General features: G+C 60.7%; 19 protein-coding genes. 18 read left to right on the forward strand and 1 reads right to left on the reverse strand.

Going from position 1 to position 16,397, the window contains the following annotated elements:
- The first annotated feature begins 20 nt into the window (after positions 1–20).
- The 8 genes from ACYVGU_RS15815 to ACYVGU_RS15850 all read left to right on the forward strand — a co-directional run bounded on the left by ACYVGU_RS15815 (position 21) and on the right by ACYVGU_RS15850 (position 5,940).
- Entirely contained in the window at positions 21–386 is a 366-nt protein-coding gene (locus ACYVGU_RS15815) for a DUF5681 domain-containing protein (RefSeq protein WP_460622851.1), read from the forward strand.
- Positions 367–1,809: a phage terminase large subunit gene (locus ACYVGU_RS15820; RefSeq protein WP_460622852.1), complete on the forward strand. Its 1,443-nt coding sequence runs from the start codon at positions 367–369 to the stop codon at positions 1,807–1,809. Before ACYVGU_RS15815 ends, ACYVGU_RS15820 begins: the two co-directional genes overlap by 20 nt.
- Positions 1,810–1,873: 64 nt before the next feature.
- Positions 1,874–3,907, forward strand: coding sequence for a hypothetical protein (locus tag ACYVGU_RS15825; RefSeq protein WP_460622853.1), 2,034 nt, complete (start codon positions 1,874–1,876; stop codon positions 3,905–3,907).
- 176 nt (positions 3,908–4,083) lie between these two features.
- Positions 4,084–4,269 carry a hypothetical protein gene (locus ACYVGU_RS15830; RefSeq protein ID WP_460622854.1) on the forward strand — a complete coding sequence of 62 codons (186 nt, stop codon included), beginning with the start codon at positions 4,084–4,086 and terminating at the stop codon, positions 4,267–4,269.
- 8 nt (positions 4,270–4,277) lie between these two features.
- On the forward strand, positions 4,278–4,409 hold the full coding sequence (locus tag ACYVGU_RS15835; protein WP_460622855.1) for a hypothetical protein: 132 nt from the start codon (positions 4,278–4,280) through the stop codon (positions 4,407–4,409).
- A 4-nt stretch (positions 4,410–4,413) separates the two neighbouring features.
- The gene (locus ACYVGU_RS15840; protein WP_460622856.1) at positions 4,414–4,785 is read left to right on the forward strand and encodes a GNAT family N-acetyltransferase; all 372 of its coding nucleotides are present in this window, start codon (positions 4,414–4,416) and stop codon (positions 4,783–4,785) included.
- Positions 4,775–5,671, forward strand: a complete 897-nt coding sequence (locus tag ACYVGU_RS15845; RefSeq protein ID WP_460622857.1) for a hypothetical protein — start codon at positions 4,775–4,777, stop codon at positions 5,669–5,671. Before ACYVGU_RS15840 ends, ACYVGU_RS15845 begins: the two co-directional genes overlap by 11 nt.
- 17 nt (positions 5,672–5,688) lie before the next feature.
- Positions 5,689–5,940, forward strand: a complete 252-nt coding sequence (locus ACYVGU_RS15850) for a hypothetical protein (protein WP_460622858.1) — start codon at positions 5,689–5,691, stop codon at positions 5,938–5,940.
- Between the two features lie 376 nt (positions 5,941–6,316).
- Here ACYVGU_RS15850 and ACYVGU_RS15855 read toward each other — a convergent pair whose 3' ends face one another.
- A complete protein-coding gene (locus ACYVGU_RS15855) occupies positions 6,317–6,478 on the reverse strand; it encodes a hypothetical protein (RefSeq protein WP_460622859.1) in 162 nt (53 codons plus the stop codon).
- Between the two features lie 82 nt (positions 6,479–6,560).
- Between ACYVGU_RS15855 and ACYVGU_RS15860 the strand changes: the two genes are divergently transcribed.
- The 10 genes from ACYVGU_RS15860 to ACYVGU_RS15905 all read left to right on the forward strand — a co-directional run bounded on the left by ACYVGU_RS15860 (position 6,561) and on the right by ACYVGU_RS15905 (position 16,389).
- Positions 6,561–6,746, forward strand: a complete 186-nt coding sequence (locus tag ACYVGU_RS15860) for a hypothetical protein (protein WP_460622860.1) — start codon at positions 6,561–6,563, stop codon at positions 6,744–6,746.
- A 3-nt stretch (positions 6,747–6,749) separates the two neighbouring features.
- The gene (locus tag ACYVGU_RS15865; protein WP_460622861.1) at positions 6,750–6,947 is read left to right on the forward strand and encodes a hypothetical protein; all 198 of its coding nucleotides are present in this window, start codon (positions 6,750–6,752) and stop codon (positions 6,945–6,947) included.
- A gap of 68 nt (positions 6,948–7,015) precedes the next feature.
- The gene (locus ACYVGU_RS15870; RefSeq protein WP_460622862.1) at positions 7,016–7,900 is read left to right on the forward strand and encodes a hypothetical protein; all 885 of its coding nucleotides are present in this window, start codon (positions 7,016–7,018) and stop codon (positions 7,898–7,900) included.
- 43 nt (positions 7,901–7,943) lie between these two features.
- Complete coding sequence (locus ACYVGU_RS15875) at positions 7,944–8,984, forward strand: hypothetical protein (RefSeq protein WP_460622863.1); 1,041 nt, start codon at positions 7,944–7,946, stop codon at positions 8,982–8,984.
- Between the two features lie 101 nt (positions 8,985–9,085).
- Positions 9,086–10,147 (forward strand): hypothetical protein, encoded by a 1,062-nt coding sequence (locus ACYVGU_RS15880; protein ID WP_460622864.1) that lies wholly within the window; start codon positions 9,086–9,088, stop codon positions 10,145–10,147.
- Positions 10,147–10,656, forward strand: coding sequence for a hypothetical protein (locus tag ACYVGU_RS15885; RefSeq protein ID WP_460622865.1), 510 nt, complete (start codon positions 10,147–10,149; stop codon positions 10,654–10,656). The genes ACYVGU_RS15880 and ACYVGU_RS15885 overlap by 1 nt, the downstream gene beginning before the upstream one ends.
- A complete protein-coding gene (locus tag ACYVGU_RS15890; protein WP_460622866.1) occupies positions 10,653–10,949 on the forward strand; it encodes a hypothetical protein in 297 nt (98 codons plus the stop codon). Before ACYVGU_RS15885 ends, ACYVGU_RS15890 begins: the two co-directional genes overlap by 4 nt.
- On the forward strand, positions 10,942–11,517 hold the full coding sequence (locus tag ACYVGU_RS15895; protein ID WP_460622867.1) for a hypothetical protein: 576 nt from the start codon (positions 10,942–10,944) through the stop codon (positions 11,515–11,517). Before ACYVGU_RS15890 ends, ACYVGU_RS15895 begins: the two co-directional genes overlap by 8 nt.
- A 397-nt stretch (positions 11,518–11,914) precedes the next feature.
- Positions 11,915–12,433, forward strand: a complete 519-nt coding sequence (locus ACYVGU_RS15900) for a hypothetical protein (RefSeq protein ID WP_460622868.1) — start codon at positions 11,915–11,917, stop codon at positions 12,431–12,433.
- 188 nt (positions 12,434–12,621) lie between these two features.
- Positions 12,622–16,389: a tape measure protein gene (locus ACYVGU_RS15905; protein ID WP_460622869.1), complete on the forward strand. Its 3,768-nt coding sequence runs from the start codon at positions 12,622–12,624 to the stop codon at positions 16,387–16,389.
- Positions 16,390–16,397 lie beyond the last annotated feature (8 nt).

The following is a 16,397-nucleotide window of genomic DNA, read 5'->3' on the forward strand; positions in this document are numbered from 1 at the left end:
AGTAATAAAGCAGTAATACCATGCCGTTTGAGAAGGGCAAGATTCCGGAAGGTGCTACACCATTCCAACCAGGTCAGTCCGGCAACCCCGCCGGCTATCCGCCCGGTGTGCCCAACCGGGGAACCATCCTCAAACGGCTACTGGCGCAGAAGATGACCTACACCGACCCCACCACCCAGGAGGAGGTCGAGGGGACGGTGGAGGAGGCCATGAACTGGGGCATCATCAGCAAGGCCACCAGCGGCGACACGGCCGCCTTCAAGGAGGTGCTGGACAGCGTGTACGGCAAGCAGACCGAGAAACTGGAAGTAGACAACACCCGCAAGATTACCCGCCGCATCGGTGGGCGTACCCCGCCACCTGACGATGCACAAGCCGGAACTTGAGTTAGACATTCACCCGGACTGCTGCAATGCCGCGTTCTGGCCCTATCTGGAGAGCCGGGCGCGGTTTCTGCTGTTTTGGGGCGGACGGGATAGTAGCAAGAGTGACTTCGTGGCCCTGAAGCTGCTGCTCGACTGCCTGACCTTGCCCTATTTCAAGTGCGTGCTGGTCCGGGACGTGTTTAACACCATCGGCGGCTCCCAAGTGGCAACGCTCAAGAAAGTAGCCGAGCGCGAAGGCATTGACGACCTGTTTACGTGGGGCGTAAGCCCGCTCGGCATCCGCTGCCGAGAGAACGGCAACAGCTTCGTGCCGCACGGCATGGACAACCCCGGCAAGCTCAAGTCTTTATCGGACCCTACCCACGCGTGGTATGAGGAGGCCAACCAGATAGCCAAAGCCGACGCGGAAGTGCTCAGCACCTCCCTGCGTAGTTCGGCCCCGGGCGCCTACCTGCAGGAAATCTACACCTTCAACCCCGACCACAGCGGCGACTATACCACGTTCTGGCTCTGGCAGAAGTTCTTCCGCGACACCGGGCACCCGGACGCCACCAGCTTCGGGGGCCGCCTCAGCATCGACGTAAACGGCGAACTGATTGAGATGCCCTACGAGGTGCTCCACACCACGGCCAACGATAACCAATGGTGCCCACCCGAGCGCAAGGCCCTCTACCGCAGCTTTGAAGCTACGGACCCCTACCGTTACCGCGTGTGGTGGCTGGGCCTGTGGGCCACGAAGCGTACGGATAACGAGTTCTACGCCGCCTTCTCCCGGGCTAAACACGTCAAGCCCACGGAGTACCTGCCTGGTGTGCCTATCATGCAGGGCTGGGATTCCAACGCCCTCCCGTACAGCGCCATGCTCATGTGCCAGCCTCACCGCGACAACGGGATACTGACGCTGCGCTTCTTCTACGAGTACGCCCTCACACCACCCCGCTCCGGTCTGGCCAACACCGGCAAACAGTTTCTACTCGATAGGCAGGCGAATGGCTGGCAGTCTAGCCCCGTATTTCTGACGGGCGACGCCACGCTTCGTAACTCCAAAATAGGCGAGGAGCGAGGAGAGAATCAGTTCAAGGACGTGCAGGCGGCCGTCCTTCCGGCCCTGCACAGTTCCAGCGCTGACCTGTGGCCCAAGAAAAACGCCGGTGTCATGCGCCGCCGCGACTTCATCAACTACCTGCTCCGGGGCGGGGTGCCGAGCGTAGCGGTGCAGCTTGACCCCTCCCTGCATAAGACCATTGAGGACTTGGAGCAGGTACAGACGGGCGTAGATGGCAAGGTGAAGCAGATGGTAAAGGATAAAGCCCTAGGCGCCTCGTATCAGAAGCTCGGTCATTTTTCCGACGTGTGGGATTATATAATAGTTTCCCTGCTCAATGCTGAGTATGAGGCCTTCGTAGCGGGCCGCGACGACTAGCCTTTCCGCGCCCGCGCGTATCGGCTTGTTTTGAGCTACGGCCCTACCGCGGCCGGTGCTCCACATGAACCTAGACTCCGCCCGCGCCCGCGTTGAACCCCTGATCCTAACCGGCTCCACCCATGCCGACTACGCCCGCTGCGTAGAGCACGCGACCCTGTGCCGCAAGCTGGCCACGGGGGATACTGATAGCCTACTGCAACAGTTCTCCCGGGAAGAGGACGAAGACTTTGCCGTGCGCAAGCAGCTCACGGTGGCCGTTAGCCCCGCGATCTGGGATGAGCTACGCAAGCCCTTCTACCAGGTAAGCCGCCTCTCTGGGGCCCAGATTGACAAGCGCCTCGACTACCCCGCCGAGTTGTCCGATGCCGAGCGCCTGCGCCGCGTCTCGCTACTGACCGGGGCGCTGGATGCCTACTACGACCGCAAGCCCCAGGAAGACTACCTGAGTAAGCACATCATTCGCTCGGTAGCCCTCACGGACCCCAACGCCTGGCTTCTTACCGAGTTCGGGGCCTTTGACTTCCGCACCCAGCGCCCCCGGCCCTATCCCGTTCTGTTCAAGTGCGAGGCCGTGGTGGACTTTACCCGGGAAGCGGGAGAGGTAACCAGCGTCACCTTCCGCACGAAGGTCGCCGTAGAGAACGTGGAAGGCCTGCGCTACACCATGTACCTGGCGGATGAAGCGCTGGACTTCTGGCCCGTGCTGACCGTGGGCACCAACACCATCAGCACTCTGCCGGAAGGAAGCCGGGTAGCCGGTGAACTCCGCGACCCCGGCACGGGCAACCTGCTGTGCCAGTACCGCATCCTGCAGCACCGCGCCGGACGGGTACCTGCGCTGCCCATCGGCTACATTCCCGATGAGCTGACCGAAGACCGCACCTTCGTAAGCCCGTTGAACGCCGCCCTCTGCTACCTGCAGATGGAGCTCAAGACGGGTTCGGAGCTGCAAATCGTCATGTCGCAGATTGCCCACCCGCACAAGGCGCAGTTTGTGAACCGCTGCGCTGGCGCCCCCGGCAACACCTGCAACAACGGCCTGAACCGGGAACTGCAAACCTGCACCGTCTGCAACGGCACCACCCGCGACCAGATTGCGACCTCCGCCCTAGATACGCTGACCGTACCCTTGCCCAAGGACCTGTCGGATATAAAGATCAAGCTGACCGAAATGGTGGCCTACACGGCACCCGGCACCGATGTACCGCGCCTGCAGATTGACTACCAGACCTACCTCACCGACCGGGCCAAACAAGTACTGTTCGGTACCCAGCTGCTGAGCAAGACGAGCACCACGCAGACCGCCACCGAGCGCCTCGCCCAACTCGCCCAGCTTAACACGGCGCTCACCCCAATGGCCGACCAGTTCAGCGCCTTATGGGTACATGGCGCGTATGTGGCCGCCGGTTACCTCGACGTGCAGACCGGCCTGGAGCCCGTGTACGACTTCCCGCCCGGCTTAGAGCTGGCGGATGTGTCAGACCTCGAAGCTGCCTATGCCGAAGCCGTGAAGGCCGGAATGCCTGCGTTCTACTTAGAGCAGCAACTCAAAGACATCATCCGCCGCCGTTTCGCCACCAATCCGGAGGAGCTGCGCAAGTTCACCATCAAGGCCCGCTTCATTCCCTTCCTCGGCCTGTCGGAAGATGCCGTCCTCAAGCTGGCTACGCTCGGCTACTGCTCGGCGGAGGAGAGGGTACTTCGCACCCATGCCGACAGCATCTTCACGGAGTTGGAACTAGCGGACCCCACGTTCTACGACTTGGGATTCCAGGCCCAGCAGGCCGCGGTAACGCAGAAGGCGCAGGAAGTACTCGGCCGGCAGGCGACCACCGCGGCCCCCGTGGTAAGTAGCGCCTTCCGGGCTCTCACGACTACCCCGCCGCAGGGAGTTGCTCCGTCGGTTGGCGTGGCAGGCACCCGCGTAACCGTTAAGCCTGACGGCGTGCATCAGATGGATGGCATGGGCATGGGCGGCGCGGGCACCGTGGAAATTGTAAGCCCAGAACCAGCCTTAGGCGTGCGGCTGGATAGCATGCCCGATGAGGTGCACAAATGGTATGTCGCCAGTGAGTTAACCCTTGAAAAGTCCTGATTATGAAGATGCCCAAAGCCATGAAAATGCCCAAAACCGCCAAGAAGCCAAAACCCGCCAAGAAGCCAAAACCCGCCAAGAAGGCGCCAAAGCCCAAGAAGCATACTGGCCACTAAGGCCTAATTGTATACCCCGCCGCAGGGAGTTGCGGTAGAACCTGTAACGGCTTAGAAAGGATGGGCATCAAGAAGAAGATTGCAGAGCGCATACGCGAGATTCAGGTCCAAAAGGCTTTTGAAGAAGGCCGCCTATCCGTCGTGAACGAGCAGGGCAAGGACGTAGACCTAGCGAAGTCCATCGGCTCAACTATTCGCACGCAAGCCGCTCTTATAGGGGCCTTTCAAGAATTACTTGCTGAATAGCCCGCCCCATGAAGAAGCCCCCGAAGCAGCTGCGCCTCGTGCGTCCGGCTGATGCGTTTGCCCGCTACCTGCGCCGCGTGTGCGCCGGGGTGGGTGTTGTTCCACCTAGGGCCGCTTCTACGGCGGCTGTTAAGGCGTAAGGCTATGGAAGAAACATCTCCAACAGCAGCAACATCTCCAACATTCTCAGAATTATCAGCACTCTACAAGCGGGAGCTGTATCAGGTCTATGAAGCAGATGGTGAGGTAGCGGCGGAGGCCAACCTCGAACTACGTTCCGGGGTGCGCTGGCTTACGAACCTATGGGTGAAGCACACGCACCGCCAAAAGGGACTAGGCCGCCAGATGCTGAGCCGTGTCGTAGCGGACTATGGTGCAGAGGGCATCTACCTGCACGTACTCAGCTATGATGGCCGCCCGGTAGAGGATGAGGTCTTGACCGCCTTTTACAAGTCGTTTGGCTTTGTCGAAACGGGGGTGGCTGGCATCCTAAAACGCCCGGAAAATGGATCCTAAAGACGCCGCGCTACAGCGCCTCGTTGCTATTGAAGCCCTCCAAGAGAGCCTGCAAGCCTACCTGAGTGAAGCAGATAGAAGGCTTTATGAAGGCCTGCTCCTTCGCTTGCAGGATACGCTAGATAAACCTGAACTCATTCCCACCCTGCTGGCCGAGTTCACGCAGCTCGTACACCTGCCCCTGCTGACCTACTACGGGCAAAGCCTGCTTACCCTGCCCCGGTTGCAGGAAGCCTACTTCACGGCCCTCGATGGCTCGGTGAACTATACCCGCCTGCGCGCTCCCTTGCGGGGCCTGCTCGAGCGCACGTTCGGCATCACGGCGGAAGGCACGCCCGTGGCCGGTGGGTACCTCAGCACCTTTTTGAACGATACGGGCGCCAACCGTGCCCTGCTACACTACGCGTACAATGCGCAGGCTAGCGGCATGGGGCTCACGGAGTACCGCGCGGGGCTGGAAGACCTCGTGCTCGGCGGGGCGAATGGTGGGCTCATCAGCAAGCTGCACAAGGAGAGCGCGGACAATTTCTCTCAGGCGGATAGAGCCCTTCAGGGACTCGCTGCGGAAGAGTTGGGGCTACAAGCCGCGTTGTATAGTGGTGGCCTCATCGAAAGCAGCCGCGCGTTTTGCAAGGCCCGTAACGGCAAGGTATTCCTCAAGAGTGAGATAGCCCTGATGGGAACCAGTAAGGACGCTTACTCAGGATACACCAACAAGGCAGCAGGGGAGTTCAACGGCAAGCCATCAGGCGGGTATTCGCCCCTGGTTGACGCTGGAGGCTACGGTTGTCGCCATCAGTGGAGCTTTATCCCTAACAGCGTGGCCATGGAGCTACGGCCCGAACTTCGGGAGGATGCGCAGGGCCGGTTGGTTATTGGCGGGTAAGTAGCTAGTTTGGCCGCATGGATACCTACTCCCTGCTCAACGACCTCCCGCTGCCACAGCACGAGCGGCAAGCTATTTTCAATACCCTCATGGTGGCCGAACGGGAAGGCTTCGATCAAGATGCCTACACCACGCTTGCCGTGTTTCGGCGCCTGATCTTGGCCCTGCAGGCCATGCGGGATGCTACCTCCATGGAGCAGTTACAGGAACTACACGGAGAACTCGACTCGGTTATCACAGAAGCGGGCGACGGGGATATAGCAGCCTAGGAGAATAGTTAGTAGCTTGTTGGCTCACTATATACTCTTACCACATGGATCAAAAGATTATTACTACAGCTGACAATATCAGCCAAGCAGGCAGCCCTCATGTAGACCCAAGTGGTGTGCTTCAAGCGGCACTAACTAAGGGGTACACAATCGCTTCTGTTACACAATCCGTGGTCCCCTATAACAACGGAAACGGTGTTTGGATGTATAGAACATGGGTTTTAAACCCACCTGTAAAGAAGTAAGCACGAGCCTTTCCCGTAGCCCTTCCCCCGACTACGTTTGTAGAGCATTCTTGTCAGTTTATGTAGACCAACTGGTAAGGTCTGTTCCAGTCCTGAAGCCCCTGCCCGAAACGGTAGGGGCTTTTTTGCGTCTACTGCTGGGCCCGGGATACACCCGTCAGCTTGCCCGCGTAGCCCAGCACCACCACGCCGCCCCCGAGGTGGCAGAAGCAGAAGCCGCCGCGCTTACGCAGGAGGGGCCGTCTGCGCCGATACCACATCCGGATATACCGGTACTGCATGGGGTGTTTCATCGGGGTAAAGGTACGCCTTTGCGGGTGCGGTGTGGCAGTTGTCCTTTGGACTCGATACCAGTAGCCACCAACCCAACCCGCTATGTCTGATACCCAAAAGAAATCCACCGCCGCGGCGAGCCCTGAGCTGGCTGCGGGCCATGTGCGCGTGACCGACAAGGAAACGAGCCTCGAACACGACCTGCCGAAAGCCACCTGGGACCTACTCGGTGCCGCTGGCCAGAAAGGTTTCACCAAAGCCGGCAGCAAGCCCGCCGACCTGAGCTAAGCCATGAAGCAGTACAGCGTCCAATTCGGAACCGGCAAGGCCGAAACCGTTAGCGAGCAGCAGCTAGAGCAGATGAAGGCCGCCTACGGGCAGAGCTTCACCTCCTTCACCGTGAAGGAAATCAAGGAAGCGGCCAAGCCCCGTGACCTGCAGGCTGAAGTAGTAGCTGAGAAGCCTGCCAAAGCCCCCAAAACTGTCTAACCCGGTGCGCGCCCGGGCCTAAACCGTCCGGGTGCCCCGATTCATTTCCTGTATATCCTCTTTGAAAGATGGACGAAAAACTCATTGGGATTCTGGCCGCCGCCGCAGGTGTGGTCGAAACTGAAGTTGCCGAACTTATCAAAACGGCTGAAGGCGTAGACACCCTATCCGACCACCTGGAAGCCAAGATTTCCAAGGTCCGGGACGATGCGGATAAGCGCGCCACCAAGAAGACCCGCACCGAAGTCGAGAAGGCCCTCAAGTCGGCCGGCATCGCAGACGCCTCGTTTGCTGACCTGCCCGCCGCCATTGAAGCCCTCCAGACCCAGGCCTCTACCACCGCCACCAAGGACCTGTCCGACGACCAGCTGCTCAAGCATCCGTCCGTCGTGAAGGAGCTCAACAAGCTGCGCTCGGCGCAGGAGCAGGCCATCGAATCCGCCCGTCAGGAGGAGCGCCAGAAGCTGGAAGCCCAGCGCCAGGCCTTCACCAAGCAGCAGACCGATGCCAAGGTGCGCCAGGAAGTAGAGCGCTTTATCACGGAGTACGATCCTAACTTCTCCCCCGACCCGGCCCGCGCGGCCCGGCAGCGCGAGAAGCTCGTGAACGACCTCGTGGCACAGGGCGGGTATCAACTCAGCGAAGACGGCACTTCGGTGCAGCTCATCGATGCGGACGGCAACCTGCTGACCGGCAAGATGAACAACCCCGTCAAGCTGGCAGACCGCGTGCGCGAGTACGCCGAAGACCTCTACGGCCTGCCCCTGAGCACGGACCGCCAGAGCCCCGGCCTCACGCCCACGGATGCCGCCACGGCCACCCGTAGCACCTACACGGGCCCCAAGACCCAGCAGGAGTTAGACGAAGCCATTCTGAAAGCCAACACGGCCCAGGAGCGCATCGCCCTCAACCAAGGCTGGGAGAAATTTCAACAGGAAACCCCCGCGGCTTAGAGCCTACGCGAGTAGCCGGGCCGCTTAACCCCTCAACCCTATCATGGCAGTAACCCCCGGCGACTTCACGCCTTCAACCCTGGCCACCATCGTAAACCGCCAGGACCAGCTGTTCACGGACCCCCGTAACAGCCAGCTCTACGTACCCCAAAGCCTTGCCCTGCAGGAAATCATGCGCCGCCAGACGGCCCGCATCGGTATCATTGCCGGCTCGCCTAAGAATGTAGCGAACGTTTCGTTCATCAACACGAGCGCCATCACGGCCTCGCAAACCTGCACCACGGACTGCGACCTGACGGGCGTAGAAGTGGGCACCGAAGCCGTACCGTACACGCTCGACCAGTGCGTGCAGGCCACGAGCTTCAAGGTGGAGATTGAGCAAGGTCAGGACGATCCGGCTTCTTCCTACGCAGGCAGCATCTACGGCTACACTGATGTGGTAGCGGCTGGCTTGCTGAAGCAGAAAAAGGAAATCGAGGAGAAGGTATCCCAGGTATCGCTGGCCCTAACCGTGGCCAAAGCCGGCACCAACCTCGACACGATGCCCGAATACGGCACCATCGTAGGCACGGCGACCAACATCCCGGCTGCGCAGTGGACGGCGGATCTGTATCCGTTCTTCCAGATTGAGGCCATGATGAACAACATCGGCTCACCGTACCTGCTGCACGGCCGCAACCTGCTGCTGGCCATGGGTAACGCCGCCCCGGATGCCCGCAACGACAACGAGCGCGACGCGCAGGCCAAGTTGGCGCTGATACCGTCGACGTGGGACCCCAAGTCCTTCACGATGGCGGGTATTGCCAACGTGTCGCTGATGATTGACGCCCCGGCTATTGCCTTCGCGGCCCGCAACATCCGGACCCGCAACGTGCAGCAGCTCGACGCCAACACCCGCGGCTTCTCCTTGCCTTCTATCTCGCTCGGTGGCATTGACTTCGATGTACGCGTACAGCGCACCTGCGAAGCTGGTGTGTACTACGATACCTACGAAATGAAGCTGCCGTACTTCAACGTGATTGCTAACCCCGCCAACGGCTTTGCCGGTTCGACGGGTGTGCTCAAGTTCGTGAAGACCGCCTAGGCTGCAACCTAGCCTGTGATGTGAAGTTGGATAACACCCCGGCCGGACTGGTCGGGGTGTTTGTGCTTTCGGGGCGGCCCTCCCCGGGCTTCTTTTGTTCTATGCCCGCTAGCCCCTCCTGTCTCACCGGCCTCGTTGGCCTCTCCCGTGCCGCCTCTCCCTGCTTCGCCTTACCGGTCGGCACGGAAGAAGTGCCCGCGGATAATGCCTTCATTACGGAATCCACTACCGGCCGCTACGTCGACAAGGTGGAAGGCCTGATTCTGCGCCCCGCATCCGGTCAGCAACCCGGCTCCGATGCGTGGGCCCGACTCGACCGCGCCCGCAGCCAGGCCATCGGCTTTGTGGAGGTGGAACTCGGCAAGCACCTATCTGCCCAGACCGGCCCCTTGAAGGAGCCCCTCGGCGGTAAGTTCGGCTCGTTGGGGGATGGCTCTCTGCTGCCTCTTGGCACCCAGCCGCTGCTGCGCCTGCCGACCCGGCTCTTGCCCGGCCGCGGCTATACCCTCGTTTCGCTCTCGCTCTACGCCTCCGCCGAAGTCACCGACGTACCCGTGCTGCTCGACGGGGTAGAGATTGCCCGCGTGACCACCAGCGCCACTACGCCTACCATGGTGTACTTGCAAGAAGGCGTGACCGTGCCCTTCGACGGGCAGGTGCACACGCTGTCGGCCGTACTGCCCGAAGGCGTGCAGGCCCGGGCGGGGAAGCTCACCTGTGGCTGTGGGGACCGGAACCCCGATGTAGCGCTAGCGCTCACTGGCCTGCGCGGCGAAACCCTCACCAGCCGCTACAACCAAAACGCGTGGAACGGGGGCTTCCTGCTCTACCTGGAAACCACCTGCCTAGACCCGAGCAAGCTCTGCTACGTGCTCAGCACCGACGACGAGCTACAGCAGTCCGTAGCGTTTGCCATTCAGTACAAGGCCGCGGAGTATGTGGTAGCCAGCCTGCTAGCGGATGCCAACTATTCCCGCTACACCTCCCTCGACGTGAAGGCCCTGGAGTTTCTGGCCGAGCGCTACCAGCAGCTCAACCACGCCACCACGGAAGACTCCCCCGGGCATCTGGTATGGCTCACGAGCCCGAACGGCCTGGCCCGGGTAGCCCATCCGTGCTACGACTGCAAGCCCCATCCCTACGCCCCGCGCCTCGTTCGTTAATGGACACGCTCGCCCACGTCATTGCCCGCGCCAAAGCCGCCCTGCAGGCCGAGCAGCCCCGCATTGTGCTCACCATGGCACAGACGGGGCTGGCGCTGGCCGTAGACCGGCTGCAGCGCACGGGCCTACCCGGGCGGCGCTATTCCACGAATCCTATTCCGAAGTACTGGCTCCAGCCCACCAATGCCGCGGGCCGCGCCTACGTCAAGAAGGAGAAGAAGCCCACCTATGCGGGCATCCGCGGCGCGCAGGGCATGGAAACGGGCTTTGTGAACCTGACCTACTCCGGCCGGATGCTGCGCTCCCTGCAACCCGTACCCGCGGGCACCCAGGCCTTTGTCTCCTTTGCCCGGGTGGTTAGCTCCGACCGGGAGAACGCCCGCAAGCTGGAGCGCAACATCGCGCGCGAAGGTGAGTTCCTCGCGCCCACCGCCCGGGAGCAGGATAGTATCAACCGTTACGCGGGCGCTGAGTGTGACCGCGTGATTCAACAGGCCCTCCAAGGATGAGCACCTACACCGAGTATGCCCCCTTCCGTGAATATGCGGGTAGCACCGTTTTCGGCTGCGACTACTTCTTTGGTGACGAAGAACACGGCATCAAGTACGGCAGTGGACTCTGGGATTGGGCAGATGTTTCGGGGGTGCAGACAATGGGCGACCCGTTGCCTGATGCCTTCCGAGAGGTCGAAGGGCCCATGTGCTCCGTTGTGTTTAAGTCCGGTGTATCGGAGTTCCTCCGTGCTGATGTAAACGAAGTCGGCAAGGCGTGGCTCCACTACAAGACCAAACGACATGACTGAACAACTCGCTGACATCCTCGCGGCCCGAATTGCCGCGCTCCCCCTCGCTGACCGCGTGGTGGGCCTCGTGCGCCCGTACCGCCACGACGTACCCAATGGAGAGGATGCCCCGCGCAGCATCACCTTGCCTGTGCCCGCTACCTTCACCGTGCCGGAATGTGAGGCCACGCCCCGCTACCTCGTGCCGGATGAGAACACGGCTACTATCTTCTACTTCGAGGATGGCGGCACCGTGCCCACCCCCAACGGCTGGCAGTCTCGCCTCCGGTTGCTCGGCTGGGTGAACCCGCGCTACTTCGCTGCCCCGCCTACGGACGTGCAGATGACCGCGGCCCTGCACCGCGCGCTCCTGATTGAGCGCCGGGCCACGGAAGGCCCCTACGTGGATTTGTACGTGACCATGAGCGCACTACCGGCCGATGCGGCCCTGTTCAGCCGCTACACGGATATACCCCTGCTGTTTCCGCCTTACCGCGTGGTCGGGCTGGAGCTCACCTGCACCTACCGGCTCTCTTCGGCCTGCGCTGAGCAGTTGCCTGAACGTATCACCCCCGCACCGTTATGCTAGACCTGTTCGTTTTTGGCCTCTGTGTGGCGCTCGTGGCCGTGGTGTGGGCGGTGGTGCTCGTGGATACTGGGATGCTCTTGGAGGGGCTACAACGGTGGGTAAGAGAGTGGCACCGTCTGCGGTATATGCGCCGGCATCTTGTTGGGGGCGACCCCGAAAGCGGGCCGATTCGCTACGCCACCAATACAGAGCGCCTGTACTATCAAGGCAATGAGTTAGAGGCTCAGTGGTGGTGGAAGCCAGTATGGGGGTGTAGCACTTGCGTAGCGGGGCAGTTGGCCCTATGGGGGTACCTGTTACGCTGCTACCTACTCAGTACTCCCTACAATCCGTGGCATCACCTGCTTGTCGTGTGCGGTGCCATTTTTCACGCTTGTTTGCTTAAACGCCTATACAATTGGAGCCAATCGTAAAAGAAGAACCGCCCCGCCTGATTGAACCGGCCCCCGATGCGGACAGCTTCATGGTGGACGGCATCACCTACACGCTCGAACCCGAACTTACCGTGGCCCGGGCCCGGATGCTGCAGCGGTTTCAACTTGAACTCGGCTACGACCAGACCCTCGCCTCCATCATTCAGACCGTGGATAAGGGCTGGGCAGCCCTAAACGGCAACCAGCTGGCCACGGGCATCTATGAGTTCGGACGCCTACGCGAAAGCCTGAACGGGGTAGGCGAGGGGCGGATGTCAGACGTGAACATCTGCGCCCTGTTCTACAATGCCCCCGGCGAAGACCTCGGCTACAACCACGCGGCCATGCTGGAGAAGATGCGCAAGTGGGAAAAGGTCGCCGCGGGTTTTTTCCTGGTAGCGGCCTTCGCGCGGCTCACCGCTACCTCCACACGTTACCCTCTTCCGGCCGCGGCACTCAACCAGCCACCCCCAACGACTTCCGCTCCCTTGCCGAACGAATAGAGGAACAGGAACAGTACTGGGCCGACCTCTACTACTGGGTATCGGATAACCGCCCCGATGCCTATGCCGCCCTCGATGCCATGAAGGCCAGCGCCTTCTACCGTCACCTCGACGCCGTGCGCCGGCACACCAAAACCACCTAGCCTGGAGCCTTTCCCCGCGGCCCTTTCGGGGTGTTCTTTGGGGCTATGGCTGAAGTAGGAACCGTTTACAAATTAGACACCGCGGCCGCGTTTGCTGCCCTAGACCGGCTCGCCAGTAAGGACGCAGAGTTCCGTGCGGCCGTGGTGCAAACCGGACAAGTGTCGCGTACCGCGTTCCAGGATGCCGCTCAGCAGGCCCTGGCGTATCAGCAGCGCCTGGCCGCCGCCGCCGCCGAAGTCCGGCAGGCGGGCAGTGTCTACAACGAGCTGCGCGCCGAACTACGCGGGGCTGTGGAAGAAGCCAAGAAGCTGGAGCAGGCCAGCAAAGCCGCTGGTGGCAACTCCACCGCGGCCGGCGCCAAATTAACGGCTGAACTCGAAGCCAACCGCCGTAAACAGGCGGAGCTGAAGGTCGAAATTGATCTAACCCGCAAGGCCATCGACGGGGAGCGGGAAGCTGTTGCCAAGGTTCGCACGGAGCAGCAGCAGCAGGTAGCCCAGCAGAAGCTGGCCACGGCCGCCGCCCGGGATATGGCCGCGGCTGAAAAGCAGGTAGCCCAGGCCGCCAAAGAAGCCGCCGCCGCTCAGAAGCAGGCCACCGAAGCCAGCAAAGAAGGCGTGGGCGGGTTTCTCGGCGGACTACTCGGTAAGATTGGCGGACTAACAGCCGGTCTGTTTACAGTAGGCAAGGTTATAGATGGCATCAAGGCCAGCGTTGCCAGCTTTGCGGAACTGTCTGGAATTCAGAATACATTTAAAGCCATTACTGGCAGTGCCCGCGATGGCGCCCGCGAATTTGTCTTCATCAAGGAAGAGGCCAACCGCTTCGGCCTGGAGCTGGCCCCGATTGCCCGCTCCTACGCCTCGCTCTACGCCGCGGCCAAGGAAGCTAACCTGCCGCTGGCGGACACCCGCAATATCTTTCAGGGTGTTTCCGCCGCCGCCAAGACCTTTAACCTGAGCAGCGCGGAAACGGAGCAAGCCCTGAAAGCGGTGCAGCAGATGCTTAGCAAGGGCACTGTGAGCAGCCAAGAACTAAAGCTCCAGCTCGGCAATGTCCTGCCCGGCGCCTTTGCCGTAGCGGCTAAATCCATCGGTGTTACCACCGTGGAGCTGGGTAAAATGCTCGAAAAGGGGCAGGTGGTTTCCGCTGACTTCCTCCCCAAATTCGCCGCTCAACTCAAGCGCACCTACGGCGCTGGCACGGAAGACGCTGCCGCTTCCGTGCGCTCTAATCTGGGCCGAATCAACACGTTCTTCCAGGAAACATCCGCCCGAATAGGTGCCTCTTTTGCCCCGGCCATTGCCGCTGTTGCCAAGTTTGTCAGCGCTGGAGAGACGGCCGCCCAGAAATCCGAACGGGTAGCCGCCAACTTCTTTAAGCAGGCAGACGCCGCCCGTTCCCTGGCCACGACGGTTACGCCCCTGCTCGGCCGCTACGAAGAACTAAGCAGCACTACCAACCGCAACGCCACCCAACAGGAAGAACTGCGGAAAGTCATTGATGAGCTAGCCAAAACCGTTCCTTCCGCCGTTACCCAGTTTGATAGCTACGGCCGGGCGCTGGGCATCAATGGCGAAGCGGTGAAGAAGTTCTTGAAGGACCAAGAGCTGCTGAGCAAAGCCATGAACAAGGAGGCCATCACGACGACGGGCACCGCCATTGCCCGTCTCGGTGACCAGCGCCGCGCCCTGCAGAAGGAGCTAGCCAGCAACGTTACTGCGGAGGGCCTTCGCACGACTACCTTCCAGGAACAGCGTGGCAATATGCCCGCCGTTACCCGCACCACCGTGCTGAGTCGCGAGGAGTCTAATGCCATCACCGAGGAGCTGCGTCAACAATTAGAGAAGGTAAACGAGGACATCCGCGGCCAAGTGTTACTATTGGATCAACTCGAAGGCCGCGCCCTAAAGCCCGTAGTTGACCCCGCGAAAGACCCCGAACTGCGCCGTCTAGGCCTTATTCTGGCCCTGCAGCAAAAGATTGCCGACCTGCGCAAACAACAGGAAGCGCCGGAAACCACCGAAAACGACCTGCTGCGCAAGGGCGGGTTAAACGACCAGATCAAAGCTGCTCAAGAGGAGTTAGACCGCTTGCTCGGCAAGCAGGACCGGGCGGCTAAAGCCCGCAAGGGGACCGATTACCTTAAGCAGCTGCTAGCTGCGGAAGCCAAGCTACGCGACGAGGCCAATAAAATAGAGCTGGAAATGCTCAAAGACCAGGGGCAGGCCAAAGCCGCCGAGCAACTACGCCAGGACCAGGAGGAGATTGCCCGCACGGAGGCGAACCTGAAGCGCCTGGAGAAGTTAGCGGGTCGGGATGGGTTTATTGATGGCGTGCAACGGGATGAGCTAGGCCGACTGCGCCTGGCTGCCATGGACCGGTATTACGAGCGCATCCGGCAGATTGCGCAGGCTCATGCCGACCGCTTATTTGATCTTTTGGCTGATTCTGACCGCAAGGAGATCGAAGCCCTTGAGCGCCAGCACCAAAAGGAAGTGCTAGCCGCGCAAGGGCAGGCGGATGTCCTTATTGCCCTAGAAGAGAAGAAGCAGCGCGACCTGTTGGCGCTCCGACAAAAGCAGGAACAGACTAAGATCGAACGCACGGCTACGCTGGAAGAAAATTCCATTCGCGCTGGCATCGGTCAAATCTTCGGGGAAGGCACCGGTCAGAGCGTAATCGAGGCGAAGGAGCGGGAGAATAAAGCCCTCATTGAAAGCGATCTAAAGAAGAACGAGGCCTTACTAAACAACTCCCTGCTACTGGCCGGAGAGCAGGGTGAAATCGTTCGCTCTGCCTTACGGGTGCAGATTGGGGAGCTTCGTAACGCCCTGAAGGAAATAGACAAAGAGAAGGGGAAGATCGACCCCAAAGACTCTATTTTCCGTCTGATTCTAGGAGAGCGCGACGGGCCAGAGGAGCGCCGCGCCTTGGAAGAAGCAATTGGCGCGACCATGCAGGCAGTGGACTCACTCCGTCAGGCAGAGCTAGCAGTCACGCAAGCCAAGATAGACGCCCGCACCCGTAATATTGACGACCTCCAAACCCGTTTATCTCAGGAGCTGCAGTACAACAAGGAAGGCAGTGCCTCCAATATTGCGGGCATCCGGGAGCAGATTGCCGCGGAAAAGGCCGCCCGCCGCGAAGCTATAGCCGACCGCAGGAAGGCCGCTAAGGAGCAAATTCTTATCGATACCCTGCTTCAAAGCAGTAATGTTATCACTGCCGCCTCGCAGGCGCTGAGTGCGTTCCCTATCCCTATCGTCGGTCCCGCGCTGGGCATTGGTGCCGCCGCCCTGATTGTTACGGCCTTTGTTGCCTCCAAGATCAAGGCCATTCAAGCCGTCAACCAGCAGAGCGAGGGCTTCTTCAAAGGCGGTTACACCGGCGACGAAGACAAGCACCAGGAATCTACCAAGCTGGGCAAGCGCTCCTATGTGTACCACCATAAGGAATTTGTCTTCAACAACGAAACCACCAAGGAGTACCGCCACACCCTCTTTGAGCCGCTGCACCAGGGCCGTCCGGAACTCATCGACTGGCAGGCGCCGCAAATGCAGGCACTGTTGCCGGATATGGAACTACCTAAGAAGCTACACGAGGAGCGCAAAGTAGCTACGGAGCAGCGGGTGCTGCACCAGTTCGCCCCGATGCGGGAGGAGTTCAAAGCTATGCAGGACAGGCTAGCCGGCATCGAGAAACACGTAGCAAGTACCGCTGCTCGTCGGGATGTGGTGCCAGTACCCGAAGGGTATATGCTCGTAGATCAGGCCAGTAGAAGCACCCACACGGTAAAGCTGGCACCATAATGGATTGG

The sequence above is a fragment of the Hymenobacter tenuis genome (assembly GCF_054780495.1).

Bases quoted from the DNA above. Each gene is read 5' to 3' on its own strand.
- ACYVGU_RS15815 (WP_460622851.1), top strand. From the start codon at position 21: ATGCCGTTTGAGAAGGGCAAGATTCCGGAAGGTGCTACACCATTCCAA.
- ACYVGU_RS15820 (WP_460622852.1), top strand. From the start codon at position 367: ATGCACAAGCCGGAACTTGAGTTAGACATTCACCCGGACTGCTGCAAT.
- ACYVGU_RS15825 (WP_460622853.1), top strand. From the start codon at position 1,874: ATGAACCTAGACTCCGCCCGCGCCCGCGTTGAACCCCTGATCCTAACC.
- ACYVGU_RS15830 (WP_460622854.1), top strand. From the start codon at position 4,084: ATGGGCATCAAGAAGAAGATTGCAGAGCGCATACGCGAGATTCAGGTC.
- ACYVGU_RS15835 (WP_460622855.1), top strand. From the start codon at position 4,278: ATGAAGAAGCCCCCGAAGCAGCTGCGCCTCGTGCGTCCGGCTGATGCG.
- ACYVGU_RS15840 (WP_460622856.1), top strand. From the start codon at position 4,414: ATGGAAGAAACATCTCCAACAGCAGCAACATCTCCAACATTCTCAGAA.
- ACYVGU_RS15845 (WP_460622857.1), top strand. From the start codon at position 4,775: ATGGATCCTAAAGACGCCGCGCTACAGCGCCTCGTTGCTATTGAAGCC.
- ACYVGU_RS15850 (WP_460622858.1), top strand. From the start codon at position 5,689: ATGGATACCTACTCCCTGCTCAACGACCTCCCGCTGCCACAGCACGAG.
- ACYVGU_RS15855 (WP_460622859.1), bottom strand. From the start codon at position 6,478: ATGAAACACCCCATGCAGTACCGGTATATCCGGATGTGGTATCGGCGC.
- ACYVGU_RS15860 (WP_460622860.1), top strand. From the start codon at position 6,561: ATGTCTGATACCCAAAAGAAATCCACCGCCGCGGCGAGCCCTGAGCTG.
- ACYVGU_RS15865 (WP_460622861.1), top strand. From the start codon at position 6,750: ATGAAGCAGTACAGCGTCCAATTCGGAACCGGCAAGGCCGAAACCGTT.
- ACYVGU_RS15870 (WP_460622862.1), top strand. From the start codon at position 7,016: ATGGACGAAAAACTCATTGGGATTCTGGCCGCCGCCGCAGGTGTGGTC.
- ACYVGU_RS15875 (WP_460622863.1), top strand. From the start codon at position 7,944: ATGGCAGTAACCCCCGGCGACTTCACGCCTTCAACCCTGGCCACCATC.
- ACYVGU_RS15880 (WP_460622864.1), top strand. From the start codon at position 9,086: ATGCCCGCTAGCCCCTCCTGTCTCACCGGCCTCGTTGGCCTCTCCCGT.
- ACYVGU_RS15885 (WP_460622865.1), top strand. From the start codon at position 10,147: ATGGACACGCTCGCCCACGTCATTGCCCGCGCCAAAGCCGCCCTGCAG.
- ACYVGU_RS15890 (WP_460622866.1), top strand. From the start codon at position 10,653: ATGAGCACCTACACCGAGTATGCCCCCTTCCGTGAATATGCGGGTAGC.
- ACYVGU_RS15895 (WP_460622867.1), top strand. From the start codon at position 10,942: ATGACTGAACAACTCGCTGACATCCTCGCGGCCCGAATTGCCGCGCTC.
- ACYVGU_RS15905 (WP_460622869.1), top strand. From the start codon at position 12,622: ATGGCTGAAGTAGGAACCGTTTACAAATTAGACACCGCGGCCGCGTTT.